Genomic DNA, 25,245 nt, shown 5'->3' on the forward strand with positions numbered 1-25,245 from the left:
GATAGATGCGAAAAATAATTAGATTGAGAAATTTAGATTCGGAGAGAGTATATGAATTCCCAAATAAGTCCCTTGGTTCGCGTCAGTGTAACCATTGTCACCTGCCTTTTTTTGTTGGTTTGTTCCGACAAAAAACCTTCCCAGTCCAATTCCGCCTTGCTTGGGTTAGTTGGTTCAAATCAAACCCAAACGAATGATGAAAATGGTTCGGATCAGTTACTAAGTTCAGGAGTGAGCCGTGCTGTAGCGCCAAGTCTCGGATCGTCGCCATATTTAGTAGGTGTTGGTATTTCGGACATCACAGGACCTGCGGCAGAAGTAGGTATGATGGGTTTTGCAGAAACTGCCCAAAAAACAGAAGGGATTTATATGCGCCTATGGTCGAGAGCTTATATCATAGGTGATGTTTCTAAACGTGTAGTGTTTGTGAGTGCTGATTTAGGGATGATCTTTCAGTCGATCAAACAAGCTGTAAGTAAAAAGATAGCAGCGGACTCAGAACTAGCTCCGTATTATACAGAAGCTAATGTATTGTTATCTGCAACTCACACGCATAGCGGTCCTGGTGGGTATTCACATTATTTTTTATACAATGCAACAACTGCAGGTTTTATCAAAGAAAACTTTGACGTGATTGTGAATGGGATTTATAAGTCGATCAAATTAGCTCATCAAAATTTAGTCCCTGGAAACATATATATCAACCAAGGGGAACTCACAGATGCTAGTAAAAATCGTTCTGTTGTTGCTTATGATAAAAACCCTAGTAGCGAACGAAGTTTTTATAACGCAAACGTCGACCAAACAATGACAGTGTTAAAGTTAGTGGCAGCTGATGGAAGAGAGCTCGGAATGGTGAATTGGTTTGCCGTACATCCTACCAATGTTGGTCCTACGAATAAACTCATAGGTGGTGATAATAAAGGTTTGGCTTCCTATTTATTTGAAAAAAACAAAGGAACCAATTATTCCGCAAACCAAACATTTGTCGCAGCATTTGCTCAATCTAATTCGGGAGATGTAACTCCGAATTTATGGGGACCTGCTGATGGTGTGAATGATTATGCCAGACAAAATATCATTGCGGACAAACAATACCAGAAGGCTCTGAGTCTTTACCAATCTGCAAATACCCAAGTTACGGGTTCTGTCGACTTTCGACATACCTATGTTAACTTCTCTAATCTATATGTAAGTAGTGTTGGAACCACCACTTGCCCTGCTGGTATGGGAGCATCTTTTTCTGCAGGTAGTGTTGAAGACAATGCAGTCTCCGTTGACTTTTTTGATGAAGGAACTACAGTTGATTCACTCGATTGGAATTCAAATGCTGCAGATGCGTTCAAAGCTAGTTTTCTTGGCGGAGCCCTTGGGGTATTATGGCCAGCTTCTGTCAGTGAATCATATAAATTATGCCATGCAGAAAAACCAGTTCTCATTCCCACTGGAGTCGCAAGTTTTGATGGGAATCCTTGGACACCACCAATTATCCCGATCCAAATTGTGAAAATTGGTAATTTATCCATCCTCGCAATTCCTGCTGAGGTATCGACAATGGCAGGTAGAAGGATTCGTTCCCTTGTCAAAAATATTATGGAAAATGATTACACCGTTGTGGCGGCACTTTCCAACTCCTATACATCGTATCTCACTACTAGAGAAGAGTATTCCTCGCAACAATACGAGGGAGCTTCAACTCAGTTTGGTCCCAATACTCTAAAAGCTTATGAACAAGAATTTGGGAAACTTGCAACAGCATTACGAAATGGTTCAACGGTTCCTAGTGGACCTACACCACCTGATCTTACGAACTTCCAAGCTACATTCCAAACAGGAGTTGTTTTCGATGATGTCCCATTATTTAAAAGTTTCGGGAATGTTTTCACACAACCTTCTCCGACATATACAAGTGGTGCAAAAGTAACGGCTGTTTTTTGGGGAGCACATCCTAAAAACAATATGTTAATTGGAAGTAGTTTTGTTGATATTGAACGCCAAAATGGTTCCACTTGGACAGTGGTAGCTCGGGACAATGATCCATCTACAACATACAAATGGCAAAGGGATGGGATTGCGTATTCAAAAATCACAACCACTTGGGATACTACCTCCTTTCCAAAAGGTACATACCGCATCCGCCATCGTGGCCATTGGAAATCTGGATGGACTGGTGCTATCAGTGCCTACCAAGGGGTCACAAATAATTTTACGATCCAATAGGAATATCTGAACAATCACCTCGCCTGGCCCGAATAGGGTCAGGTATTTTTCTTTGCAACGGGATTGACTGGGTGAGATTCCTTAGGATGCTCGTACTATGGATAAATTGGTAGACGCATCCCTCTCTCCTGACCTTGCTTCAAGGCCGTTTAAATTCACAAGCAAACAAGGTAGGAACCGTCGGGCGCAGCTTTTATCGATTGCATTTGAACTCTTAAAAGAAAAAAATCCAGAAGAAATCAGTTTTGCTGACATTTGCAAAAAAGCTAAAATTCCAAGACCATCCGCTTACCATTTTTTCCCAAACGTTGAAGCCATTTTTCATGGAATTCGATTATTACATTCCGAAGGAATGGTTGAGAAACTAACCGAATTAAAAAATGAAACCTTTCGCACTTGGAAAGAATACATTGAAAGGTCTATCGATGTTGCGATTGAAGTCACAAATTCGGAAATTGCATTTCCTAGGCTTATTTATGGATACCGTATGAGTAATCCAGAGATGAGACTTGTAGGGCAAGAATTGGATGTAAAACTTGCAAATCTAACCAAACAAGGATTAATTGAAAAATTTGATTTACCTACTTTGAATAACATTGAACAGGTATTTGGAGTTGCGATCTCTATTCCTGATTCTTTATTAAAATTATCATATCGAACTTATGGCGATTTCACTCCTTGGATGATTGGTGAGGCAAAAAAAGCAACAATCTCATATTTACTCAACTATTTACCTGAAGTATGTGAACCTAAAAAATAATTAGGTTTTCATTCCGTTATATGCGTATTCTGTTACAGTTTGAATGAATTTTTCCATTTCATTGATATCATTTTTCATTTGAAGTCTTCCCTCTAAAAACAACATGGCTATTCCATGGATCATAGCCCATGATGCCAAAGTTTTTTCTCTCGTTTGGCCTTTTTCTAAATAACCTAAGTTTTGACCCATACGAATAATCTCATGTAACTGTCGATAGGTTCTTCTTGATACTGATGACAATTTAGGATTTAAATTTGTCTCAACTCCCATACCACCAAACATAATCCTTGCGAACTGGCGATTCTTCATGATGAATTGAAAGTAGGTCCATCCTAGAGCGCGATAACGTCCTTTAAAATCTTTTTCAGTTTTTTCTAATTCGATCTGGTAAGATTCAAAGTATTTCTGAAAACCAATTTCTGCAATGGCAGAAAATAACGCGTGTTTGTTTTCGAAATGGTGGTAACTTGCTACGTGGCTCACTCCAGCTTTTTTTGCCACTTTCCGAAGTGAAATTTCTTCGAGTGATATAGTTTCTAATAATTCCACACCAGCTTGGATTAAGGTTTCCCGAACATTAACGCTGTTCAATTTATTCGGACGGCCGACACGCGGAGTTTTTTTTGGTTTCCCTTTTGGTTTTTTTGCCACCATTTTAGGTCATTTTGATTCCTTTTCACTGACTTGACTAGCATATATTTACCGTTGGTAAATTATTGCTTGTTAGGGAATTGAATTATGTTACCAATGGTAAATTATTTCGTATTTGAAGGAATTTGTATGAACCAAGCATTTTCACCAATCCAACTTGGAAATCTTACCTTACCCAATCGTTTTTTAATGGGTTCCATGCATTTAGGTGTAGAAGGAGAAACCGGAGTTGCGAGTCGAATGGCGACATTTTATGGCAAACGGTTTGAAGGTGGAGTAGGAATGATTGTGACCGGTGGGATCAGTGTCAATGAGGAAGGAAAAGGTTCAAAGTCATTCTTTCAATTTTTAGATCCAAACCACGCAAAAGAACTTAAATTGATGAACGAGGCACTCGCCGGTAAAGGAATTATGTGTGCACAGTTATTCCATGCGGGGAGATATGCCTTTGACAGGAATTGTGTGGCTCCATCTGCAATTAGAGCACCAATCAATCGTTATGTGCCAAGAGCTTTATCGGAAGAAGAATGTTGGCGAACTATTGAAGATTTTGGTAGGTCTGCAAAAATTGCTTATGAAGTTGGATTTGGGGCAGTCGAAATCATGGGTAGCGAAGGGTATCTCCTCAATCAATTTTTTTCGCCGGTCACCAATCATCGAAATGATTATTTTGGCGGAGATGCCAAACGGAGAATGAATTTTTCAATCGAAGTTCTCCGAGTTGTCAAAAAAAATCTTCCTGAAGGTTTTCCAGTGATCTTTCGTATGTCAGGGATTGATTTGATTCCAGGTAATCCAAGTTTTGAAGATGTGATCTTATTATCGAATGCATTACGTGATGAAAAGGCAAGTGGGTTAAACATTGGGATTGGTTGGCATGAATCAAGAGTGCCAACGATTAGTCAATTGGTACCGCGTGGCGCATGGGTACCAATTGCACGTCGGATTAAAGAACATACAGAAGGAATACCAATCATTGCTTCTAATCGTGTAAACGATGCAGAGACCATAAAAAAGGTTTTCTCCGAACAAAGTGTGGATATGATTTCAATGGCACGTCCATTTCTTGCAGATCCATACATCATTAAAAAATTACAAACGAATGAGTCTAATCGAATCAATACTTGTGTAGCATGTAACCAAGCTTGTTTGGATCACGCCTTTCAAGAAAAACATGTTTCCTGCATTGTAAATCCAATGGCAATGAATGAAGAAAAATACCATCATAACAAAACGACAAACCCCAAAAAGGTGTTAGTGATTGGTACAGGACCTGCTGGTTTAGAAGCGGCTCGTGCGGCAAAAGAATTAGGACACGATGTAACCCTTTTTGAAAAGAGGGATCAAATTGGTGGCCAGTTCCAACTTGCATCTCACATTCCAGGAAAATCGGAATTTAATGAAACCATTCGATTCTTTCAAAATGAGTTAAAATCAATTGGAGTGAAAACTTTATTGAATACGGAAGCGAAGTTGGATAACATTCAATCAGAAAATGCAGATGTTGTCATTTTTGCTAGTGGTGTGATTCCAAGAGGATTCCAAATCAAAGGATTGGATTTAATACCACATGGAAGTTATGCAGACTACCTTACTGGTAAATTTATTCCAGGGAAACAAGTAGCTGTGATTGGAGGAGGTGGAATTGGTGTTGATGTTGCGCACCGATTGACCGAAGAACATGACCCCACATTAGAATCTTATCAAAGAAAATATAATATATCATCCTTTACGAATGCTGTTGTACAAACTGAAATTTCGAATCGAAAGGTAGCTGTGTTCAGAAGGAATGGGAAACATGGTGCGGGACTTGGTCCAACTACTTTTTGGGCACTCAAACAAGAGTTAGAGTCGGTTGGAGTTGAGTTTTACCAAGGCCTTAGTTATAAAGAAGTAACAAAAGAAGGACTTGTCGTTGTTTTTAAAAATGGTGAGGAGTTTTTGTATCCATGTGATTCCATAATTTTATGCGTTGGGCAAGAAAAAGAAGATTCTTTGTATGAAGAATTTACAAAAACGTACCCTAACAAAAAAGCAATTTTGATCGGTGGAGCAAAAGATGCAAAAAATATCGACGCTAAACGTGCATTTTTCGAAGGGCTAGACGCAGCATACAGTATTTAAGGAGATAAATATGATCGCTAATAATTATTTTTCAGATGATAAAGACTTACAATTAATTTTTAACGAACTGATTGATTGGGAATCAATTGTAAATGAATCCGAAGGAGAGGAGTTTATTGATTATAAAATATACTCCGAAACAAAGAACAATCGGTATGAAATGGCACCATCTTCGTTTGAAGAAACAATGGAATTATACATATCGAGCCTAGATGCGATGGGTGATTTTTTTGGAAAAGATGTTTCACAGAAATCACAAACCATGGATCGCAATGAACTAAAGTATGAAAATGGAAAAGTTATTTTTCCAAAAGAAACAATCGAAATCTACGAAAAATTTCGTAATACCGGATTACTCGGTTATTCCCTTCCAAGAGAAGCAGGTGGATTGAATTTTCCAGCCACAGTTGGAGCATTTTATGCGATGATCATGGCTCGAGCTGATGTTGCTTTTTGTATGACAACAACTCTACTCAATTTAGCTCAAATTGTTTCAAGGTTTGGAACAAAAGAACAAATTGAAACTTATGCGACAAAGGCTGCCACAGGTGAGTGTTTGTTTGCCATGTCACTCACTGAACCTGATTTTGGTTCCGATTTGAATAGTGTCCGTACAGTTGCAGTCAAACAAGAAGATGGTTCTTATCGTTTAACAGGAACTAAGCGATTTATTTCCCAAGGGTGCGGCCTCGGTGATTATCCTGCACTTTTGTTAACACTTGCAAGAACCGGAAAACCAGATGGTGGTGCACGTGGACTTTCTGTATTTTTAGTCAAAAGTACTGATATCAATGTTGCCGGTATTGAAAAAAAGATGGGACTTCACGGCTCTCCAACTTGTGAGATTGTATATGACAATAGTTATGGAGAGATTCTTGGTGAGGAAGGTCTTGGCCTAACTCGATATACCGCAGGAATGACAAATTTTATGAGACTTGTGAGTGCTTCAGGCGGATGTGGTGGTGGAGCTGCTGCTTATTATGAATCATTGAAATATGCAAACGAAAGGAATCAATTCGGGAAACCAATTTTTGAGATACCTGCAGTATATGAGATGGTCAATAAAATTAAGCGTGAAACAAATGCTATGCGACTTTTGACTTTGGAAACGGCTCGTGTCATTGATATGTACCAACACCATCAAATTCGATTAGAAAAACAAGGAAAACAAGATAGAGACATTCGCAAAGACGAAAAAGTAAAATATTGGTCAACTCTTGCTTCAACTCTAACACCCATTGCCAAATACTATAGTTCAGAAGAAGGTCATAAATGTACAAGTATTGCCGTACAAGTGTTTGGTGGTGCAGGGTATACTGAAGATTATGACATCTCAAGGATGTTTCGCGATTCTAGAATCAATACAATATACGAAGGAACCTCTCAAATCCATGTGAGAATTTCGACGGGAGCAATCCTTGCTGGAATGGCAGGAGATGGCAATTTCAGAAAGTATCTTAATTCACTCAAAGATGAGATTCCAAACCCTTCCACGTTTTTACTCGAACAGGAATCACTTCTGGAAAAATCGATCCAAGAGATGCGAAAGATCGAAGTTGAAACAAGGAAAGAAACAGTAGCAGAAAATTTAATGATCCAGATGGCTCGTTATCTTGGAAGTGTATTATATGAAAAAGCAATACCAAAAATCAAGGATGAAAATCTCAGAGAAATCTGGGAAAAAGATTGCCGTTCGTATGTCATTGATAGCACAGCAACTGCGCAGTCTTGTTTGTATCGTATTCAATATTTTGAATGAATGGAAGGATTTGAATCTTTCACTTAGCTGAAGATATAATTTTTTCAACTAGGTTCAAAATCCTTTGGATGGTGGTTGGATCACCGTAACCACCAGCAGTAGTTACGATCACCATATCTAAACTGGGAATGGAGAAGATCAATTGTCCTCCATTTCCCAGGGCAAGTGTCCATGGTATTTTTTTCTCAGATAATACGGTTTCGCCTAGCCACCAATGGTAACCATATAGAAGGGATACACCATCTTTGCGAAATATCTTTATATCTGAGTTGATTTGTTTTTTAGTTGATTCAATGATCCATTGTTTAGAGACAATTTGTTTCCCTTCCCAATTTCCTTGATTTAAAATGAGTCTTCCTAATTTCAACATATCTCTTGGTTTTAATCGGAGACCAGCATGAGCAAGCGCATTTCCGTTTGTATCTTCTACCCATTCAAAGTGTTGGATTTGTAATGGATCAAACAGCCATTCTTTTGCCAGAACTTTTAGTGATTTGTTGGTTCTCTTTATTAGTATATCAGATAATATAGATGTTCCTCCACCATTGTATTTAAATTTAGTTCCAGGATCATTGATGATATCTCTCTGAAAAACAAATTCAGGTATGTTTTTTTTCCAAAGTAACCTAGTTTCATCACTAAATAAAAATCCATACTGCCATTCTTCCCAATCCAAGCCGCTACTCATTGTTAATAGATGTCTTATATTTATTTTTTGCCTAGGATCTTCTAATGGAATTTTTAATTCAGGGTAAAAAGAAAGAACTGGTAAATCTAAATTTTCGATTATTTTTTTATCGATGCCAATCCCAAAAAGTAATGAAACAACTGATTTACTCACCGATCTCACATCATGTAAGGTATTTGCATCAAATCGTGTTTCTCCGTCAAAAGGTAACCTGAGACCATAGCGTTTGTTAAATGGACTATCTTTTCTTGCATTATAGATTTCAGTTAAAATTTTTCCATGCCTTTCAATCAAAAATGAGTGAACTTCGCTTTCGTCTGAACTAATTTCTACGACATTTTTGCAAAATGTGATTTTATCAAATTCAGAATCGATCAATTTGATGATTTGCAATTCTTGCTCTCGCTGTGGTATTGGGCATTCTTCATTAGGAAGAGGCGCTGTACGAATCGAAAAACTGATGAGAGTGAATAGGGCAAATATAACTATTATGAAAAATTTACTTTGTTTCATTTTGAATTTCCTACATCGGTTGTTCAAACTTAGATAACCTACTTAAATTTGAAATGATATCAAAAAATAGAATGATTTTAGAAATTTCATGAGTTAAATCGTGGGGAAGGTCTTGACTGGGAATAAAATTTGCTCCAGAATCAGGGAGAGGTTTTTTTATGAAAAAAATTCTAACAATTTTATCGGTTTTAACGTTAGTTATACCAATGTTCCTTTTTGCTCAAAATAAAGATGGAAAAGGCAAAAAGTTAATGGCGGATGACCACTTTAAAAAAATGGATACTGACAATGATAAAAAAGTATCAAAAGAGGAATGGCAGAAATTCCATGATGGGTTTTTCCTCGAACTTGACAAAGATGGGGATGGTTCGATTTCTTTTAATGAACTCAAAGGAAAGCAAATGGAAAATAGAGAGAAAATGAAGGAAAAAGCAAAGGAAAACCAAAAACAAGGGAAAAAGAAAAACCAAACGACAATTCCAGAATAATTACGATTGATTTAGAATCTTTTTTGTCTTTTTTTAGTCCATTGCAGTGAGAAACAAAGATAGAAAAGGTTCTCCTTGGGAGAATTTTTCTTTTATGGTAGAAACTTTTTGAAACTTTTCTTTCGATTGACCTTCTTATCATCTAAGAGTGTAATCAAAGCAGTCAAAACCCATGAAAGCCAAAAAAGCTAAATTAGCGAAACAAAAACCTTCACCCAAAAAAACGAAGCAGTCCACAAAAAAGATACAAAAACTCCCCAAACAGACAAATTCAAACTTAAAAAAATCCCAATCTTCGATCATTGTTTCTAACACTCTTTCCGAACGTGAAACCAATTCACCAATACAAGAGTTAATTGATACAGTCCACGAATATACAATCGGACACGAAATAGCAAATGCAGTCACTCATGGAATCGGTGGGGGACTCAGTATTGCTGGTTTATCTGTTCTTTTGACCATGGCTATGTTATATGGAGATATTTGGCATGTAGTTAGTTCTGCAATTTATGGAGCGACACTTATTATCTTGTATTTAGCATCTACACTCTATCATGGAATTTATCATACTGCGACCAAACGAATTTTTAAAGTTATCGATCATGCATCTATTTATTTATTAATAGCAGGAACCTATACTCCATTTACGCTTGTTAGCTTAAGAGAAAATTCCGAGTGGGGTTGGCTTTTGTTTGGTGTGATTTGGATTCTTGCACTTTTAGGTGTTATTTTATTGTTATTATTCCCAGGAAAATACAGTGGGCTACGTGTAGCAGTTTATATCGTAATGGGCTGGCTTGCAATCTTTGTAATGAAAGACATTCGGGCAGCCATTGGAGTTGGTGGAATGTCTTGGCTCGTGGCAGGTGGCCTTAGTTATACTTTTGGGGTTATATTTTACTTATGGGATCGATTGCCGATGAACCATGCGATTTGGCATTTATTTGTGTTATCTGGGAGTATCTGTCATTTTTTTGCGATTTTGTTTTATGTGATTCCACCGGTTCCGAAATAAAAATATGTTTGTCAAAAAAATTGCGCAAAGGTAAGATTTTGCTTCTTATCGACTATCCTTGGTTGGTGAGTAGGAGAATATATGAGAACATTGGTCACGTTTAGTTTTGCGTTGATGGTACTATTTTCATCAACGGCAGTCTTTGCGGAAGATTGTTTTTTGTGTGGAAGTGGAAGTACAAATGGTTGCCAACAATGCCGAGGAAAAGACAGAAAAGCCTGCGAAGAAAAAGGATGTAAAATTTCTGGGACATCCTCTTGTTCGACTGCTGCCAACGTAAAAGTATGCAAAGTTGACCGCAGCTATGAAGACCTAACCATCTTAGGAATTAAAAAAAACCTTCCAACATTCAAATTGAATTAGTGATTTTGTAAGCCTATCTAATTGATATTAGGTGGGCTTACTCAATGTTATTTATTCCTGCGTTACATCAATTACAACATTACCTTTTTTATGCCCTGCTTCAACATATCTGTGTGCTTCCACCATCGCATCTAAAGCATAACTACGATCGATGACTACTTTATACTTACCAAGATTAGCCAATGTAATCAGGAAATTTAAATTTTCGATTGTTTCTTTGATTGGTCCAAAATGAATTTTGATCCTTTTAAAAATCGAAATCCAAAGAGCATCCCACATTTGTCGAAAAGTTGCTCCGACAAGGACTAAGTTACCACCTTTCTTTAGAAAAGCTAAATTCGATTCAATTTCTGTTTTCCCCACACATTCGAAAACAACGTCATATTGTTTTGGATTTGTTTGTGACAAAAAAAATTCGTAGTCATAAACTTCATTTGCTCCAATTGATTTAACCAAATCAAAATTTCCCTTGCTACAAACTGCTGTTACATGAGCACCAAAATGTTTTGCCAATTGGATTATTGCTGTACCAACGGAACTTGACGCTCCATACACTACAATTGAATCATTGGTTTTGATTTGGCACCTCTTAATGAAATCCAAAGCAGTGAGACCTCCGAAAGAAATGCAAGCTCCTTCCGCAAACGACATCTTTACGGGAAGTTTCGTGATAATTGCTTTTTCCGATACACAAATGTATTCAGAGTATGTTCCCAGTTTCATACCAGGAGATCCAAGGACTCTATCTCCTACTTGGTATGAACTTACATTTTTTCCTACCTGATCGACGATTCCAGAAAAACTAATTCCTAAGATCACTGACCTAGGTTTAAATATTCCAAAAAATAAACGTACTATTTTAGGATCTGGTTTTCTGAGACGCCAGTCACCTGAATTCACGGCCGTTTTGATTATCCGAACCCGGATTTGGTCGTCTTTTGGAATGGGGATTTCCCACTCTTCTAATTTTAATACTTCAGGTGGACCATATTTACGATTTGTGATGACTCTCAAAAGATATACTCCTGGTACAGAAAATGACTTACAGTGTAAGTTAGTCAATGAAATATATTTCCTTAAGTTTTTAAAATTTATAAAAATTGTTAGTATAGTAGTGGTTTTTATGATAGAACCATAGTAAATCTAATAATAATCTTAAAGGAGATCAGAAAGATTGGTTGTAAAAAAAAAGAATCCAAAAACAAGGAAATTTCTTTCGAAAGATCTTTTGATTCAAACTGCAATTACCTTGGCAGATGAAAATGGAATCAATTCACTTTCCATGCGAAATTTAGCAAAAACACTGGGTGTAGAGGCTATGTCTTTATATAATTATATTCAAAACAAAGAAGAGTTGTTAGATGGAATGGTGGAAGTTTGTGTAAAACAGTTTAAATTACCGAAAATTGGTGGTGAATGGCGAAAGGAAATGAAAAAAAGGGCAAAATCCGTAAGACAATTACTGTTAACTCATGTTTGGTTGACTCATCTTCTGATATCAAGAATCAATATTGGTCCACATTTTTTAAGGTATTTTAACGATTCGATCGGATGTTTGGTAAATGCAGGTTTTACTTACAAACAAGCAGACCAAATTATCAATACCCTCGATAGCCATATTTATGGATTCACTTTACAGGAGTTGAATTTTCCTATAAACAAAGATGAGTATGTTTCGAAGGCAAGTGAATATTTACCTCTGATTCCCGTAGAACAACTTCCATTTTTTTATCATCTAACAAAAGAAGTTGCAACTCGTCGATACAATGGAATTCAAAATTTTGATTTTGGATTGGATTTGATTTTAAACGGACTATAAAACCAACCCAAAATCAAAGTAACCTATATTGCAAACACCGTTTGGAAAGTGAAAAAACTTGCATTAGGTTTAAAATCATACCTTCTGTACGGATCCGTTTCATATGGATTGTTTTTTTGGTTGCGGATAGCATCACCAGCATATAAGGAGCTTGCTCCAAACCAAAATGAAACATTTTCAAAAGGAGTGATAATATAAATTAAATTGATTTCTGTCGCAACATGTTTTCCTAATTTTGGACGATTAGGATTGTAAGCCTCTGTATTATAAAAATCTTCAGTAGATGCTGTTTCACCAGTTGCTTTGCTTCCTGCTACATAATTATTGTTATCATAATATCCATCTTGAAGTTTCACTTTGTAATACCAGTGAGGGTTGATGATGAAAGTTCCCCATTTGGAAGATTCATATTTGATATGGATTGAATAGTCTTTGATATTTTGCCAAAACACCAATCCAGAATTTCCATTTCCTGCAAAAGGAATGGCTCCCCCTGCCATCCTTCTTGTGGCAAAGATTGGGTTGTAAGTGGCAACACTTCCATCATTTCGATTCGGATCCCCTGATGCTTGTACATATTGAATCCCAATTCTAAATTCTTTGACAGGAGTATAACCTAACTGAGCTGCTACGATATTTGCCTTATAACGAACGGGTTCTGAATGCGGAGGAGCTTCTCCTGTTACTTTATTGGTTTTAAGTGCACCGTTTTGATTGATCCAATCCGGAGAAACTCTTTCCCCAGTAAATCCTGTTTGCCATGCAGCTTCTACCATCCAGTCAATTCCGGTTTCTTTCGGTAGAGCATTACTCTTGGTTCTGTTTGTGAGTCGAAAACCAGATGTATTCAATTGGTCAGGGTCGCGGTAATAAATATCAGAACCATATGGTGTAGTATTCGTAGCTTTTTGGCGTTGTTTGTACAATGTAAAATTATAAACTTCGATTCCTAACCATTCCCATGGTTTGATACCATAGTGGGCACCGTAGTAAGATGCGTTTCCTGGGCCACCTAACCTCGTTGAGTTGTTGGTAATCATACTATTGGCATTATTTTCTGAACTTACAATCGCACCAAATACATCAAAACTTTGTTTTTGGATTGTGACTGTTGCACGTACTGCATCAAACGAGTTTCCATTCAAACTATCATTCCTTGCTCCCACTATGCGGCCGTCACCAAAGTCCAAGATTTGGCGGCCTGTACGCACCCGAAACATTTGGTTTGTTGTTTTTAAATCCAAAAACGCTTCTCGAAATCCAGAATAATTATTGAGAGGGACTTCTCTTTGTTTCGATGTGTCGATTGTTGTTCCACCATTTGATATCACACCAAAACGTTGGTCGGATGCACCTGAAATTATCTCTCCACCCCATAATCTTACATCTTGGAACGTGAGTTTAAAAGTTATGTTTGGTGACACATCACCCACTAAATAAAATTGAGTTTGGTTACTCACTGTATTACGGATATCGGAAGTAGAACGGTCGAAGTCAGTGTTGTAAAGGGAGTCCGCTTTTGGTCGAATACCAAATCCTACTCGGAATCTATCGGCAAACCAAAGACTTTTGTTTTCTTGGATCGCTTTTTTTTGTTTGTTGGTGATCTGAAAATTTTTGAAATATTCACCTGCAAGATTTCCTTTCATCGGACTGACATATTCGGATGAATCTTCGCTTGCGGGTGGTTCTTTTCCGGGTTCCTGCGGTGGAGCAACTGGTGGTGCTGTAGGAGGCGCAGCAGGTGGTGGCTCTGGGGTTTCTTTTTTAACCGGTGTGATGAATTGAGCGTGGATTTCTCCTGAACCAAAGAGAAGGGTCATACCCAAGAGAAGACCTAAAATTAATTTGAAACGATGTATATACATTTGGTACTCCCTTGTTTTTTGCCAGTGGATTCTAAGGTAGCTCCGCTTCCTATCCATAAATTTTGAAATACGTAGGTCACCTAATTTATGAATGGTTTTTGTACAGTTAATTGAAGGATTTGGATACTATTTTTTCAAATTTGGAAGAGACATACTTTTGTTTCCAAGTGTGGTTGGGATCAGTTTGGGAATTCGAAAAACCCCGGATTAATTGGTTTACTTAGTCTTTGTACGGAAAAATGATTTCATAAGGGCCTTATGTATCCTCCGAATTCATCCATTCTTTATTCTATCCTCCGAGACCAGGCAAAAAAAGATGAAATTCTTTGGTTAGACAGTATCAATAAAACCGATCCGAAAGAACTCTTGGCTTCGTTTGTGAAAGCTCCAAGGCATTTAGGAAAATCCATTATTTATCAGTCAAATTTTAATTTGATACCCGAGATTCCTGGGTTCCATGTGGACCAGTGGAATTTGGTCCGTTTAAGTCGTGTTTGGTTTCTTACTTTTTTATTCGCTCTACCGAAAGAGGAATTTATTAAAAAGGTCGAAACTCTATTTGATACAGCTGAACTAAATGAGTTAGTTGCATTATTTTCTGCCTTACCTTTACTCCCATACCCAGAAGTTTGGTTAGCAAAAGCGACAGATGCGGTTCGGTCAAACATGGGATCCGTTTTTGATGCCATCGCCTTGAACAATCCTTTCCCATACCATAATTTTACAGAGCTTGCTTGGAACCAATTAGTTTTAAAAACCATCTTCAATAACAAACCGATCGAGTTGGTATATGGTTTATCAAAAAGAAAAAATCTAAATCTTTCTTTGAGTATTATTGATTTTATCAAAGAAAGATGGGCTGCTGGCAGGGAAGTTCCTTCCAATGTTTGGCAATTGGTAGTTCCATTCCTATCTGAATCCGAGATCACTTTGATTGAATCACTCTTTCAATCCCAAAGAGAGGAAGATTTGATCGCAGCTTCCTTGGTATGTCATGAGATGAACCATAAAGGATTCCAAACTTTATTTACAAAATATCCAAAGTACGAAGAAGACATACAAAAAGGTAAATGGAATTGGTCTAACTTAGCAACAGTTCCTTAAAAATTTTATGTTTGAAAAAAATCATCAACCATCTAACAATCCATCTCATTTTGAAAACCAAATGGATACCAATGAAATTCCTACTCATGTAGAGTTAAATTGGAATGAGTACAAAGAAAAAATCCGTGGGTTCCGGTTTTTCGATCCTCATATCCATATGGTGTCAAGAACCACCGATGATTATCAAAATATGGCACAAGCAGGAATTGTTGCTGTGATAGAACCGGCATTTTGGGTTGGACAACCTCGTACAGGACTTGCAACGTTTAAAGATTATTATAGTAGTTTAGTTGGATGGGAACGATATCGGTCTTCACAATTTGGTATCAAACATTATTGTACAATTGGATTAAATTCTAGAGAAGCAAATAACGAACGTTTGGCTGATGAGGTTATGGAGATTTTGCCGCTTTATATTTATAAAGAAGGTGTCGTTGGCATTGGCGAAATAGGATTTGATGACCAAACTGACTTGGAAGAAAAATACTATCGTTTACAATTAGAACTAGCAAAAGAAGCAAAACTTCCAGTTCAGATTCATACCCCTCACAGAGATAAAAAAAGAGGAACTGAAAGAAGTATGTCTATTGCATTAGAACATGGGTTAGATCCTTCATATGTAGTTGTTGACCATAATAATGAAGAGACAGTGAAATCAGTGTTAGACCAAGGATTTTATGCTGCTTTCACAATTTATCCATTTACAAAAATGGGAAACAAAAGAATGGTTTCCATCGTAGAAGAGTATGGGGCCGAAAAAATTATGATCAATTCAAGTGCTGATTGGGGTATATCGGATCCATTAGCGATACCCAAAACAGCCGCTTTGATGCTTGATCGGGGAATATCTCCGGATACAGTCCGTAAGGTAACATATCAAAATGCAATTGAGGCTTTTGCTAAAAGTGGTCAAATCAACGTCGCTGATTTTGAAAATGGATTAAAAGCAGATCCTAATGAAAAATTTCATGGAAATTCAGTACTTCGTGGTGGGCAACAACCTAAATGGGACAAAAATTCCCTTTTTATTGAATAAATGAACGCCAAAAGCTATTTTGTTTTACTTCGGCCAGCTAACTTGGTTACTGCGGTTGCTGATATCTTAGCTGGTATGGCAATTGTTTCTTTCCCTTGGGTAAACGATGGAATTTTTCTGATACTTGCTAGTGTATGTTTGTATGGAGGAGGGGTTGTCCTTAACGACTTCTTTGATCGAGAAATTGATGCAAAAGAGAGACCCGAAAGACCGATCCCTTCGGGAAAGGTCCTTGCAATTTATGTTTTGCTATTTGGATTCGTTTTACTAGCGTTTGGTTGTTTTTTTTCTTTTTTATATAGTGAAATTAGTTTTATTATCTCCATATCTATTGTTTTTCTTATCCTTTTGTATGATCGATTTGCAAAACATAATTTAGTCTTCGGTCCATTAGTGATGGGTATGTGCCGTGGGTTAAACTTAATCTTGGGCATGACCATTCTAAAATCATTGCCTCTGGCGATTGTTCCGATTTCAATATTGCCGATTGTTTATATAGCTGCTATTACCCTAATTAGCCAAAACGAAGTTTGGGGAGGTGGAAAATATAAATTCATCATCGCATGTATGTTATATATTTTGGTATTTTTCACTCAATTATTTGTTTCGTTTCAAAACGGTTTTATCTTATATACAATGCCATTTATTGTTTTCCATTCAGTCTTATTATTCCCCCCATTACTGAAAGCCTATCAAAACCCAAATCCTAAACTGATTGGGAATGCAGTTAAAATTGGAGTTTTAACTCTTATCGTATTAAATGTAAGTTTTGCGGCATCTTTTGGAAATCTTCCCATCGCCATATCGATTCTAGCTTTATTACCCATTTCATTATTGATTTCAAAATACTTTGCAGTAACTTAACTTAAATGAAAGACAATATTTCTAAAAGTATTCGATCTAACTTTCAAGTTTCTTATCAGTATGATGTTTTTTTTACGAAACATCTTTTTTCATTCGATAATCTGATCCTAAAAGAATTTTTCCATTCTCAAACAGAATACCAATTCAATAAAAAAGTTTTGGTTGTGATAGACCAAGGATTCCTCAATCACCAGCCAAATCTAATTGAATCGATTCACCAATACTTTGCTTCAAAAATCGAAGCAGTTCAGTTGGTCGAAGAATTTATTGTTCTTCCTGGAGGTGAAGTTTCAAAAAATCAAATCGAAGATTGGGAGATGGTTGTATCTGCCATAAACAAATATGGGATTGATCGTCATTCTTATATTATGGTGATAGGTGGTGGTGCGATTTTGGATATGGTTGGTTATGCGGCCTCTGTTTCTCATAGAGGGATCCGTTTGATTCGTATCCCAACAACTGTGCTCTCACAAAATGATTCAGGTGTAGGTGTTAAAAATAGTATCAACTATTATGGCAAAAAAAACTTTCTTGGAACATTTGCACCACCTGTAGCTGTTTTTAATGATTCATCATTTCTTGTTTCTCTGGAAGATCGGGACTGGCGTTCTGGGATGGCGGAAGCCATCAAAGTTTCACTCATTAAAGATAAAGATTTTTTCAACTGGATCGAATTGAATGTATCTAAATTAACCAAACGTGAATTAGACGCTATGGAATATTTGGTTTTTGAATGTGCAAGACTTCATATGGACCATATCAAAAATGGTGATCCCTTTGAATTCGGGTCTTCCAGACCACTTGATTTTGGACATTGGTTTGCACATAAGTTAGAATATGTTTCAAATTTTTCAATTCGTCATGGTGAAGCGGTTGCGATTGGAATGGCTCTAGATTCCATTTATTCATTTCTTTCCGGAAATTTGAAGGAACCCGAATTGAATCGTATCTTAAAATTATTGAAAGGGCTTGGGTTTACGTTGAACCATCCAATGCTCCAATTGAATGGAAAAACACAATTGGCAATTGCGTTACAAGAATTTCAGGAACATTTGGGGGGAAAGTTGACTCTTCTGATGTTAGACGGAATTGGAATTCCTAAAGAAATCTATACGATTGACCATTCTTTATTAGAGACCGCATTTGAACAATTGGTAAGACACAATTGAAAACTAAATTTGGTCACCTAACATATTGTTCGAATATTCATGTGGGGGAGTCATGGGAAGATCATTTTTTGGAATTAAAAACATACCTCCCTCAAATCAAAAAAGAGGTATCGCCAAATATTCCACTTGCGATTGGACTTAGGTTATCCCATGAAGCATCGTTAACCCTAATCCAAAAAGACAAATTATTGGAATGGAAAGAATGGTTAACAAAAGAATCAATGTATGTGATTTCAATCAATGGATTTCCATATGGTGGATTCCATTCAGATATAGTGAAAGAAAACGTATATCATCCAGATTGGTCTACGAGAGAAAGGTATGAATATACAAAAAGGTTATTTGAAATTTTACATGAGTTATTGCCAAAAGGGGAAGAAGGTGGAGTTTCAACACCTCCACTTTCTTATCTATATTTTGAAACAAACAAAATCGATTTAAAAAGTAATGTAGAAACATATACAGAAAATATCATAAAGACACTCGTTGACCTAATTCGATTTAATAAAGAATCAAACCGAGTTTTACATTTGGACATTGAACCAGAACCAGATGGAATCATCGGAACTTTTGCAGATTGGATCCGTTGGTATGAAATTGAATTGTTACCACGAGCGTTACCTATCCTTTACCGTGAATTTGGATTTGAAAAGGATGTTGCAATTCAAAATACAAAGGAACATATTCGGCTGTGTCTGGATGTATGCCACCTAGCGGTAACAAACGAAGTGAATGATGTTATATTATCCGAATTGAATCGAACTGGGATTAAAGTGGGAAGAATCCAGGTAAGCTCTGCTTTAAAAATTAAATTTACTGGCTCACCTGAGCCAATTTTAAATGCTCTAAAACCATTTGATGAAAAAAAATACTTACACCAGGTTGTATCTTTAAACAAAGATGGAACAATGATTTCTTATCGGGATTTGGGGGATGCGATCAATGCTGGTGCAAAGCCAGGAGAAGAATGGCGCATCCACTTCCACGTGCCTATTTTTTTAGAGAAGTATGATCGTTTTTTGTCAACCCAAGAAGAGCTTATATTTATGTTAGGTGAACAAAAAAAAGCACCTTTGACAAATATCTTGGAAGTGGAGACATATACTTGGAATGTACTTCCGAAATTTTTACAAATATCACTTGTATCTTCTATCAGTAGAGAAATCAACTGGGTTAAATCAATTTTCGGTATTACTTAAAAACAAATTATGAAAGTATCAAAACAAAAATTTAATAAAACAGTTGTGATTGATGTTGTTGGATTATCCCAATCAATCATTTCTGAATTTACTCCATTTTTAAAAAACTATTTAAATAATCGAAATGTTACAAAGATTGAACCGATGTTACCTGGGGTGACAACGAGTGTTCAAAGTACATACCTAACAGGAAAATGGCCTAGTGAACATGGAATTGTTGGCAATGGATGGTATGATCGAACCGATGCAGAAGTGAAATTTTGGAAACAATCCAACCATTTAGTTTCAGGTGAAAAAATTTGGGAGAAAGCAAAAAAACTTAACTCAGAATTTACATGCGCTAAAATGTTTTGGTGGTACAATATGTATTCAACAGCAGATTATTCTGTCACTCCTAGGCCTCAATACCACGCTGATGGATTGAAAGCTCCCGATTGTTATTCAAACCCACCGGGATTACGTGATGAGCTACAGAAAAAATTTGGTCCATTCCCATTGTTTTCCTTTTGGGGACCAAATGCAAATATCAAGTCCACTCAGTGGATAAAAGATTCCACAATCTATGTGGACAAGAAATACAATCCAACACTAACACTGGTATACTTACCTCATCTTGATTATGGATTACAAAAATATGGTTCTGATATTCCAAGATTAAAACAAGATCTTTTGGATTTGGACTTAGTTCTCAAAGAATTAATTGAATACTATGAACATTCTCAAAAAAAAGTGATTCTGCTTTCTGAATATGGGATCGAAAATGTAAACACTCCTGTTCATATCAATCGTATATTAAGAGAAAACAACTTTTTGCAAGTGAGAAAAGAAAGGTGGTATGAACTTTTAGACCCAGGTGCATCTGATGCTTTTTCTGTATCAGACCACCAAATTTCACATATCTATTGTAAAAATTCTGAAATTTTAAATAGAGTAAAACGCATCGCCAAACAAATACCAGGTGTTTGTTTGGTTTTGGACAAAACAGAACAAAAAAAATACCATTTAAATCATGAAAGATCTGGGGATTTGGTCCTTGTTGCGGAAGAGGGACACTGGTTTACCTATTATTACTGGTTAGACAATCAATTTGCACCAGATTACGCTCGCTTGGTGGATATTCATAGAAAACCTGGCTACGATCCTTCCGAATTGTTTTTAGATCCCTCGAAAAAATTGGTGAAATTGAAGGTCCTTTGGACAGTTCTCAAGAAAAAACTAGGATTTCGGTATTTAATGGATGTGATTCCTTTGGATGCGGGTATTGTCAAAGGATCACATGGTGGTTTACCAGTGAATTCCGATTTTTACCCTATCTTTTCAGCGGAAGTCCCACTCCCTAAGAAAAATATTTCTGCTATAAAAGTGTACGATTTCATTTGGGAACAGATGACTTCGAAGATTTAAATGTTTGACTCGTACCTTCAAAAATCATTTTTTTAATTCAGTGTCCGCAGAAGATATCAAAATTGTAACATACTCAAAAGGGGCAGCGATTGTTGTCCAAAATTCCGTCAATACTGGAAATTTTTTCATAGTCAAATCGGGTCGTGTTTCGGTTGATTCGGAACACATTGTCGTGGATCATGAACTTGCCTATTACGAAGCAGGCGATAGTTTTGGTTTAGTCTCCGCACTAACAGAACATAGGTTCCTTGTCACATTATTTGCGGATACAGATGTAGAACTTGTTCAGATTCCCATTCGACTTCTTGGCTCGTATCTAAAAGAAAGAAAAGAATTGGCGATGAAGATTTTGGGTCTTTATTCCAGGGAATTGAGAACACTTCAAAAACATTTATCAAAAGCAAACAAACCAGCAGACAGAGAATACCACCCGGAACGTTTGGTACAAAATGCACGGACGTACCTCACATGGCAAAAACCAAACTTAGCTGCATACTCTTTACAAGCGTTCCTTAAATGGTCAAAAGAGAACCAATCCACAGAAAATTTAGCTGAGGCTATGGAATTATTTAAATCCGTATCCGCTTCCTATAAACCTTTCCCGTGGGACAATATGCAATCTACATTGGAAGCCGGAGAAGTTCTATTTGTAGAAAGTGAAAAGAGTAATGAAATCTATGTGGTATTAGAAGGGAATGTAAAACTCTTTGGGATTGTCCGAGGATTTGAATATGTAATCGATGTTTTGGGTCCAGGGGAAATTTTTGGAGAGATGTCTCTCATAGACAATGCACCGAGAATGGCATCTGCCATCACAGAAACAAAATCTAAAATTTTACGTGTCACTCCCGAAAATTTATTTGAATCAGTCGGACCTTCCTTATTACAAAAGATATTTGAGAGTATCGCTCGGCGGATATGGTTTTCCCACCAAAGGCTTGTCATCTTAAGACTAAAAACACCTGTCACACGATTGTATGCTTATCTTTATAATTCGATCCGCGACCAAGACATTCGCCTGGGTAGAAATTTAGACCAAAGCCTTGCCACTCCCCATACCATTTACATTCAAATGGAAGAACTTTGTAATATGTGTGGGATCATAAAATTAAAACAAGAGAGTATCGACGAATTCAAAGCGGATACAAACCTTGTGATCGAATCCAATCGAATTACGATCAAAAGTAGAAAACGGTTAGAGGAAAAATTAGGGCACTTCAAATCCAAAGAGGGCCAAATTGTTGCCTAAACCGACTAAAATGAGTATCAATTTTTCCTTAGTTGTGATTTAGTTCGGTCATGAAAAAGTTTTTCGTGTATTCCCTCGCTTTGTTTTATATTGTCGCAGGTACAAATCATTTCCTTTCTCCGGAATTTTATTTGGAAATGATGCCCGATTATTTACCTTTTCACGAATTGCTGAATGTTACTAGCGGACTTTCTGAAATCACCCTTGGGCTTTTGGTTTTATATGAACGCATGAGAACTTTGGCATGTTACGGTATCATCTTACTTTTGCTCGCGATATACCCAGCCAATATCAATATGCTTATGGAAGCCCTCGATGGTAAGGATTTTGGAGTACCCATTTGGGCATTGTATGTTCGTTTGCCATTTCAATTTTTGTTTATTTATTGGGCATGGGCTGTACGCAATTTTAAATGGTCCGAAACTACATAATTATAACAGGTTTTAAGATCGAATGACAAAAGAACTAAAACGAAAAACCAAAGAAACCCCTAAAAAAATTGGTCAATGGACGTTTTTATCGAATCATTCTCATGTTCTTATCTGTTTGAGTAAAGATCCGGAAATGCGATTAAAAGATGTCGCAATTTTAGTTGGGATTACTGAAAGAGCAGTGCAAACGATAGTTAAAGATTTAGTGGATGCATCTATTCTCCAAAAAAGTAAGGACGGAAGGCGAAACCAATACATCATCCAAACGGAGCAAAAACTGCGACACCCCTTAGAGGCAAACCATTCCATTTCTGAATTATTAAAATTAGGAAAGTAAAACCAAAATTATTTGATTAAAATTCACTTTCTATTTTTAAAACCTGGTTTAGAATTCTTGTATTCCAAGGAACCGAGATATTTTCTAACTTCGCAATTTTTACAACTTCCCCATTGATATAATTGATTTCCGTTTTACGTTTGTTATCTAAGTCTTGCACCATTGAGGTTCTGATTTTATAATACTTTAATCCAAGAAAAATAAGAATCAAATGGCGTATCCAATTGGGAAGTGCTCCGATTCCATCACCTAACTTCTTTATTGGAAAAGATCCTGGGACCACTCCTTCTTTGATATTGAGATGATCCATCAGGTTTTTGATTTCCGATAAGATACAAATTGCTTCTCGCCTTCCTTCTATATTTAAAAATAATTCTCCCAAACTGATTTGTTTTGATGCAGCTAGACCGTTGATAATTGCATTGATAGCAAGTTTATGCCAACGATACCCTAATATACTTTCTGTGATGATAACTTCTATCCAAGGGTTTAATAACGAAATCCAAATTGGATTGAGTTTTATTTGCTGTATTCCACCTATAATCAAACTTCCATGATTAGATTGAAAATAGGTTCCGTCTTGTAAAACTTGTGTGTTCCATCCCACAACACCTCCTATCAATTTGTTTCCTAGCGAGGGATAATAACTTTCCGGTAATCCATTTTGAATCAAAATCCATTTTCCATCAGAATTTAAAAATTTATCCGTAATGGACAAATAGTCGTTTAGTGACTGATTTTTGCATCCAAGAATGATAAAATCAAATTGATGTTTGCAATCTTGAATTAATGTTAAATGGTCTGTTAAATTAATACTTGTTGTAATTCCATTTGGACCTTTAAATTGTATTGGCTTTTCTTTTAATGAGTCTAATCTCATTTGGTTTTGGCAGAGGATTTTGAATGGAACTTTGTTTTGGTGGAAAGCATGTAATATTGTGACAGTTACCGAACCAATTCCACAAATTGCGATGGTTGGAAATTTTTCTTTCATCTATGGATTAGATTCATACAGGTATTTTGAAAAATCTTCTCTTTTTTATTGACTCTTTTGCCAAATCCTATAAAAAAAAAGTATTCTTTGCAAAAGATATGGGGATCCAATGAAAAAAATTATGTTTCGTATGATACCATTGTTGTTAGTCGGCACATTATTTGGGAATTGTATATATACAGAATTACGAAGCCCAGGCCTTGCTGCCAATATGACACAATACATTATGAATTCCGATGATTACCAAATCATTGGACCTGTTGAAACACAAGGTGAGTATGTATCATGGTTTTTACTCGTTTTAACTGGTGAAACAGGTTATAGCGATCTTTTAAAACAAGCGAGAGAAAAGGGTGGGGATGATATTATCAACTATCGTTTTGAATTACGCCAAAAGAGTATATTACTCATCGTTTGGAACCGTGTAATTTGGAATGCATCTGCTTTAGCTATCAAATACAAAGACAAAATCAAAAAGTAAAATCGATGTTTGTTTGTCCTTAGGGGGAATTCATTTCCCTCTTAGGGTGATGACAAGTTTTGCATTCTCAAGTTGTTTACCTGTCTTTTGGAAATAACTTTCCTTAAGTTCAGATAATACTTTTTCTTCCAGTGATCCATTGAGTTCGATGTCAATGATCTCACCTGAATTTTCATTCAATGCATGGTGGTGGACACCTGTGTTGGAATCAAAATGTGTAACACCAGACTTAAGTTCCAATGTCCCGAGTAAACCTTTCTCAGCGAATAGTTTTAGGTTATTAAAAATGGTAGCCCTTGAGGCGTGAGGGAAATGGGTGTTGACCAAATGGAACACTTCTTCCGCAAACAAATGTTGGTGTTTCTCAAGGAGGAGATGGGCCATTTCCAATCGTTGGGATGTTGGCCGGATTCCATGAGATTCCAGAAGTTCCTTTGTTTTTTGGTAACTTAAATCCATTACCATTGCAATTTCTCCTCCCAGCCAAATTTGTCAATAATTAGACTAAGTCTAAAAGCAAAAGGAAATCGAATTTCCTGAGGAAAAAGAGAAAAATCATTAAATTAGCTACAATTTCTACGGGATCAAACGTATTTTTTTAAAAAGTTGGACGGATTGAATTTTATGTACAAAAGAAATTCCAGAATGTAAAAGTTAACGTATGTTAGATTGCGTTATTGAATAACTCTCATATTCTCGAAAACTAAAA

Annotated in this window: 24 protein-coding genes; 18 read left to right on the forward strand and 6 right to left on the reverse strand. The window is 36.6% G+C overall.

Annotated features, from left to right (window positions below; all coding sequences use genetic code 11):
* The first annotated feature begins 51 nt into the window (after positions 1-51).
* Together EHQ43_RS10575 and EHQ43_RS10580 are read left to right on the forward strand one after the other, a co-directional pair.
* Entirely contained in the window at positions 52-2,220 is a 2,169-nt protein-coding gene (locus tag EHQ43_RS10575; protein ID WP_135771189.1) for a neutral/alkaline ceramidase, read from the forward strand.
* Positions 2,221-2,317: 97 nt separating this feature from the next.
* Positions 2,318-2,980: a TetR/AcrR family transcriptional regulator gene (locus tag EHQ43_RS10580; protein WP_135742867.1), complete on the forward strand. Its 663-nt coding sequence runs from the start codon at positions 2,318-2,320 to the stop codon at positions 2,978-2,980.
* On the opposite strand, the gene EHQ43_RS10585 is transcribed toward EHQ43_RS10580, so the two are convergent.
* Positions 2,981-3,634, reverse strand: a complete 654-nt coding sequence (locus EHQ43_RS10585) for a TetR/AcrR family transcriptional regulator (protein WP_135771190.1) — start codon at positions 3,632-3,634, stop codon at positions 2,981-2,983.
* 120 nt (positions 3,635-3,754) lie between these two features.
* On the opposite strand from EHQ43_RS10585, the gene EHQ43_RS10590 reads away from it, so the two are divergent.
* Entirely contained in the window at positions 3,755-5,755 is a 2,001-nt protein-coding gene (locus EHQ43_RS10590) for an oxidoreductase (protein WP_476737593.1), read from the forward strand.
* A 10-nt stretch (positions 5,756-5,765) separates the two neighbouring features.
* Complete coding sequence (locus EHQ43_RS10595) at positions 5,766-7,514, forward strand: acyl-CoA dehydrogenase family protein (protein WP_135771191.1); 1,749 nt, start codon at positions 5,766-5,768, stop codon at positions 7,512-7,514.
* Between the two features lie 19 nt (positions 7,515-7,533).
* Here EHQ43_RS10595 and EHQ43_RS10600 read toward each other — a convergent pair whose 3' ends face one another.
* A complete protein-coding gene (locus EHQ43_RS10600; protein ID WP_135753032.1) occupies positions 7,534-8,715 on the reverse strand; it encodes a serine hydrolase domain-containing protein in 1,182 nt (393 codons plus the stop codon).
* A gap of 158 nt (positions 8,716-8,873) precedes the next feature.
* Between EHQ43_RS10600 and EHQ43_RS10605 the strand changes: the two genes are divergently transcribed.
* The 3 genes from EHQ43_RS10605 (at position 8,874) to EHQ43_RS10615 (ending at position 10,581) form a co-directional block, all read left to right on the forward strand.
* On the forward strand, positions 8,874-9,203 hold the full coding sequence (locus EHQ43_RS10605) for an EF-hand domain-containing protein (RefSeq protein WP_135771192.1): 330 nt from the start codon (positions 8,874-8,876) through the stop codon (positions 9,201-9,203).
* A gap of 172 nt (positions 9,204-9,375) precedes the next feature.
* Complete coding sequence (trhA, locus tag EHQ43_RS10610) at positions 9,376-10,218, forward strand: PAQR family membrane homeostasis protein TrhA (protein ID WP_135753030.1); 843 nt, start codon at positions 9,376-9,378, stop codon at positions 10,216-10,218.
* 81 nt (positions 10,219-10,299) lie between these two features.
* Positions 10,300-10,581: a hypothetical protein gene (locus EHQ43_RS10615; protein ID WP_135742874.1), complete on the forward strand. Its 282-nt coding sequence runs from the start codon at positions 10,300-10,302 to the stop codon at positions 10,579-10,581.
* Positions 10,582-10,632: 51 nt separating this feature from the next.
* Here the strand turns inward: EHQ43_RS10615 and EHQ43_RS10620 are convergent, their stop codons facing one another.
* Positions 10,633-11,643: an NAD(P)-dependent alcohol dehydrogenase gene (locus tag EHQ43_RS10620; protein ID WP_135771193.1), complete on the reverse strand. Its 1,011-nt coding sequence runs from the start codon at positions 11,641-11,643 to the stop codon at positions 10,633-10,635.
* Positions 11,644-11,755: 112 nt separating this feature from the next.
* Here EHQ43_RS10620 and EHQ43_RS10625 point away from each other — a divergent pair, with 112 nt between their 5' ends.
* Positions 11,756-12,400 (forward strand): TetR/AcrR family transcriptional regulator C-terminal domain-containing protein, encoded by a 645-nt coding sequence (locus EHQ43_RS10625; protein ID WP_135742876.1) that lies wholly within the window; start codon positions 11,756-11,758, stop codon positions 12,398-12,400.
* A gap of 23 nt (positions 12,401-12,423) precedes the next feature.
* Here EHQ43_RS10625 and EHQ43_RS10630 read toward each other — a convergent pair whose 3' ends face one another.
* Entirely contained in the window at positions 12,424-14,268 is a 1,845-nt protein-coding gene (locus EHQ43_RS10630) for an alginate export family protein (protein WP_135742877.1), read from the reverse strand.
* Positions 14,269-14,526: 258 nt separating this feature from the next.
* Between EHQ43_RS10630 and EHQ43_RS10635 the strand changes: the two genes are divergently transcribed.
* The 9 genes from EHQ43_RS10635 to EHQ43_RS10675 are packed head-to-tail and all read left to right on the forward strand — an operon-like array spanning position 14,527 to position 23,061.
* Positions 14,527-15,372 (forward strand): EboA domain-containing protein, encoded by an 846-nt coding sequence (locus EHQ43_RS10635; protein ID WP_135771194.1) that lies wholly within the window; start codon positions 14,527-14,529, stop codon positions 15,370-15,372.
* A gap of 7 nt (positions 15,373-15,379) precedes the next feature.
* Positions 15,380-16,408: a TatD family hydrolase gene (locus tag EHQ43_RS10640; protein WP_135742879.1), complete on the forward strand. Its 1,029-nt coding sequence runs from the start codon at positions 15,380-15,382 to the stop codon at positions 16,406-16,408.
* Positions 16,409-17,272, forward strand: coding sequence for a UbiA-like protein EboC (eboC, locus tag EHQ43_RS10645; RefSeq protein WP_135771195.1), 864 nt, complete (start codon positions 16,409-16,411; stop codon positions 17,270-17,272).
* 5 nt (positions 17,273-17,277) lie between these two features.
* Positions 17,278-18,441 carry a 3-dehydroquinate synthase gene (locus tag EHQ43_RS10650; RefSeq protein WP_135753022.1) on the forward strand — a complete coding sequence of 388 codons (1,164 nt, stop codon included), beginning with the start codon at positions 17,278-17,280 and terminating at the stop codon, positions 18,439-18,441.
* Positions 18,438-19,640 (forward strand): metabolite traffic protein EboE, encoded by a 1,203-nt coding sequence (gene eboE, locus EHQ43_RS10655; protein ID WP_135771196.1) that lies wholly within the window; start codon positions 18,438-18,440, stop codon positions 19,638-19,640. The genes EHQ43_RS10650 and eboE overlap by 4 nt, the downstream gene beginning before the upstream one ends.
* 9 nt (positions 19,641-19,649) lie before the next feature.
* Positions 19,650-21,044 (forward strand): alkaline phosphatase family protein, encoded by a 1,395-nt coding sequence (locus tag EHQ43_RS10660; RefSeq protein WP_135771197.1) that lies wholly within the window; start codon positions 19,650-19,652, stop codon positions 21,042-21,044.
* A 4-nt stretch (positions 21,045-21,048) separates the two neighbouring features.
* Entirely contained in the window at positions 21,049-22,293 is a 1,245-nt protein-coding gene (locus EHQ43_RS10665) for a Crp/Fnr family transcriptional regulator (protein WP_244242763.1), read from the forward strand.
* Between the two features lie 50 nt (positions 22,294-22,343).
* Positions 22,344-22,724, forward strand: coding sequence for a DoxX family protein (locus tag EHQ43_RS10670; RefSeq protein WP_135742884.1), 381 nt, complete (start codon positions 22,344-22,346; stop codon positions 22,722-22,724).
* A 22-nt stretch (positions 22,725-22,746) separates the two neighbouring features.
* Complete coding sequence (locus EHQ43_RS10675; RefSeq protein ID WP_135742885.1) at positions 22,747-23,061, forward strand: ArsR family transcriptional regulator; 315 nt, start codon at positions 22,747-22,749, stop codon at positions 23,059-23,061.
* A gap of 16 nt (positions 23,062-23,077) precedes the next feature.
* Here the strand turns inward: EHQ43_RS10675 and EHQ43_RS10680 are convergent, their stop codons facing one another.
* Positions 23,078-24,055, reverse strand: coding sequence for a ketopantoate reductase family protein (locus EHQ43_RS10680; protein WP_135753018.1), 978 nt, complete (start codon positions 24,053-24,055; stop codon positions 23,078-23,080).
* Between the two features lie 109 nt (positions 24,056-24,164).
* On the opposite strand from EHQ43_RS10680, the gene EHQ43_RS10685 reads away from it, so the two are divergent.
* Positions 24,165-24,536: an LIC11742 family lipoprotein gene (locus EHQ43_RS10685; protein WP_135771198.1), complete on the forward strand. Its 372-nt coding sequence runs from the start codon at positions 24,165-24,167 to the stop codon at positions 24,534-24,536.
* 30 nt (positions 24,537-24,566) lie between these two features.
* On the opposite strand, the gene perRA is transcribed toward EHQ43_RS10685, so the two are convergent.
* Positions 24,567-24,995: a peroxide-responsive transcriptional repressor PerRA gene (perRA, locus tag EHQ43_RS10690; protein ID WP_135742888.1), complete on the reverse strand. Its 429-nt coding sequence runs from the start codon at positions 24,993-24,995 to the stop codon at positions 24,567-24,569.
* Positions 24,996-25,245 lie beyond the last annotated feature (250 nt).

It is taken from the genome of Leptospira bouyouniensis, from assembly GCF_004769525.1.
In the GTDB taxonomy this organism is placed as follows: domain Bacteria; phylum Spirochaetota; class Leptospiria; order Leptospirales; family Leptospiraceae; genus Leptospira_A; species Leptospira_A bouyouniensis.

Coding starts and splice junctions, on each gene's coding strand:
- EHQ43_RS10575 (WP_135771189.1), top strand. CDS start 52: ATGAATTCCCAAATAAGTCCCTTGGTTCGCGTCAGTGTAACCATTGTC.
- EHQ43_RS10580 (WP_135742867.1), top strand. CDS start 2,318: ATGGATAAATTGGTAGACGCATCCCTCTCTCCTGACCTTGCTTCAAGG.
- EHQ43_RS10585 (WP_135771190.1), bottom strand. CDS start 3,634: ATGGTGGCAAAAAAACCAAAAGGGAAACCAAAAAAAACTCCGCGTGTC.
- EHQ43_RS10595 (WP_135771191.1), top strand. CDS start 5,766: ATGATCGCTAATAATTATTTTTCAGATGATAAAGACTTACAATTAATT.
- EHQ43_RS10600 (WP_135753032.1), bottom strand. CDS start 8,715: ATGAAACAAAGTAAATTTTTCATAATAGTTATATTTGCCCTATTCACT.
- EHQ43_RS10605 (WP_135771192.1), top strand. CDS start 8,874: ATGAAAAAAATTCTAACAATTTTATCGGTTTTAACGTTAGTTATACCA.
- trhA (WP_135753030.1), top strand. CDS start 9,376: ATGAAAGCCAAAAAAGCTAAATTAGCGAAACAAAAACCTTCACCCAAA.
- EHQ43_RS10615 (WP_135742874.1), top strand. CDS start 10,300: ATGAGAACATTGGTCACGTTTAGTTTTGCGTTGATGGTACTATTTTCA.
- EHQ43_RS10630 (WP_135742877.1), bottom strand. CDS start 14,268: ATGTATATACATCGTTTCAAATTAATTTTAGGTCTTCTCTTGGGTATG.
- EHQ43_RS10635 (WP_135771194.1), top strand. CDS start 14,527: ATGTATCCTCCGAATTCATCCATTCTTTATTCTATCCTCCGAGACCAG.
- EHQ43_RS10640 (WP_135742879.1), top strand. CDS start 15,380: ATGTTTGAAAAAAATCATCAACCATCTAACAATCCATCTCATTTTGAA.
- eboC (WP_135771195.1), top strand. CDS start 16,409: ATGAACGCCAAAAGCTATTTTGTTTTACTTCGGCCAGCTAACTTGGTT.
- EHQ43_RS10650 (WP_135753022.1), top strand. CDS start 17,278: ATGAAAGACAATATTTCTAAAAGTATTCGATCTAACTTTCAAGTTTCT.
- EHQ43_RS10660 (WP_135771197.1), top strand. CDS start 19,650: ATGAAAGTATCAAAACAAAAATTTAATAAAACAGTTGTGATTGATGTT.
- EHQ43_RS10670 (WP_135742884.1), top strand. CDS start 22,344: ATGAAAAAGTTTTTCGTGTATTCCCTCGCTTTGTTTTATATTGTCGCA.
- EHQ43_RS10675 (WP_135742885.1), top strand. CDS start 22,747: ATGACAAAAGAACTAAAACGAAAAACCAAAGAAACCCCTAAAAAAATT.
- EHQ43_RS10680 (WP_135753018.1), bottom strand. CDS start 24,055: ATGAAAGAAAAATTTCCAACCATCGCAATTTGTGGAATTGGTTCGGTA.
- EHQ43_RS10685 (WP_135771198.1), top strand. CDS start 24,165: ATGAAAAAAATTATGTTTCGTATGATACCATTGTTGTTAGTCGGCACA.
- perRA (WP_135742888.1), bottom strand. CDS start 24,995: ATGGATTTAAGTTACCAAAAAACAAAGGAACTTCTGGAATCTCATGGA.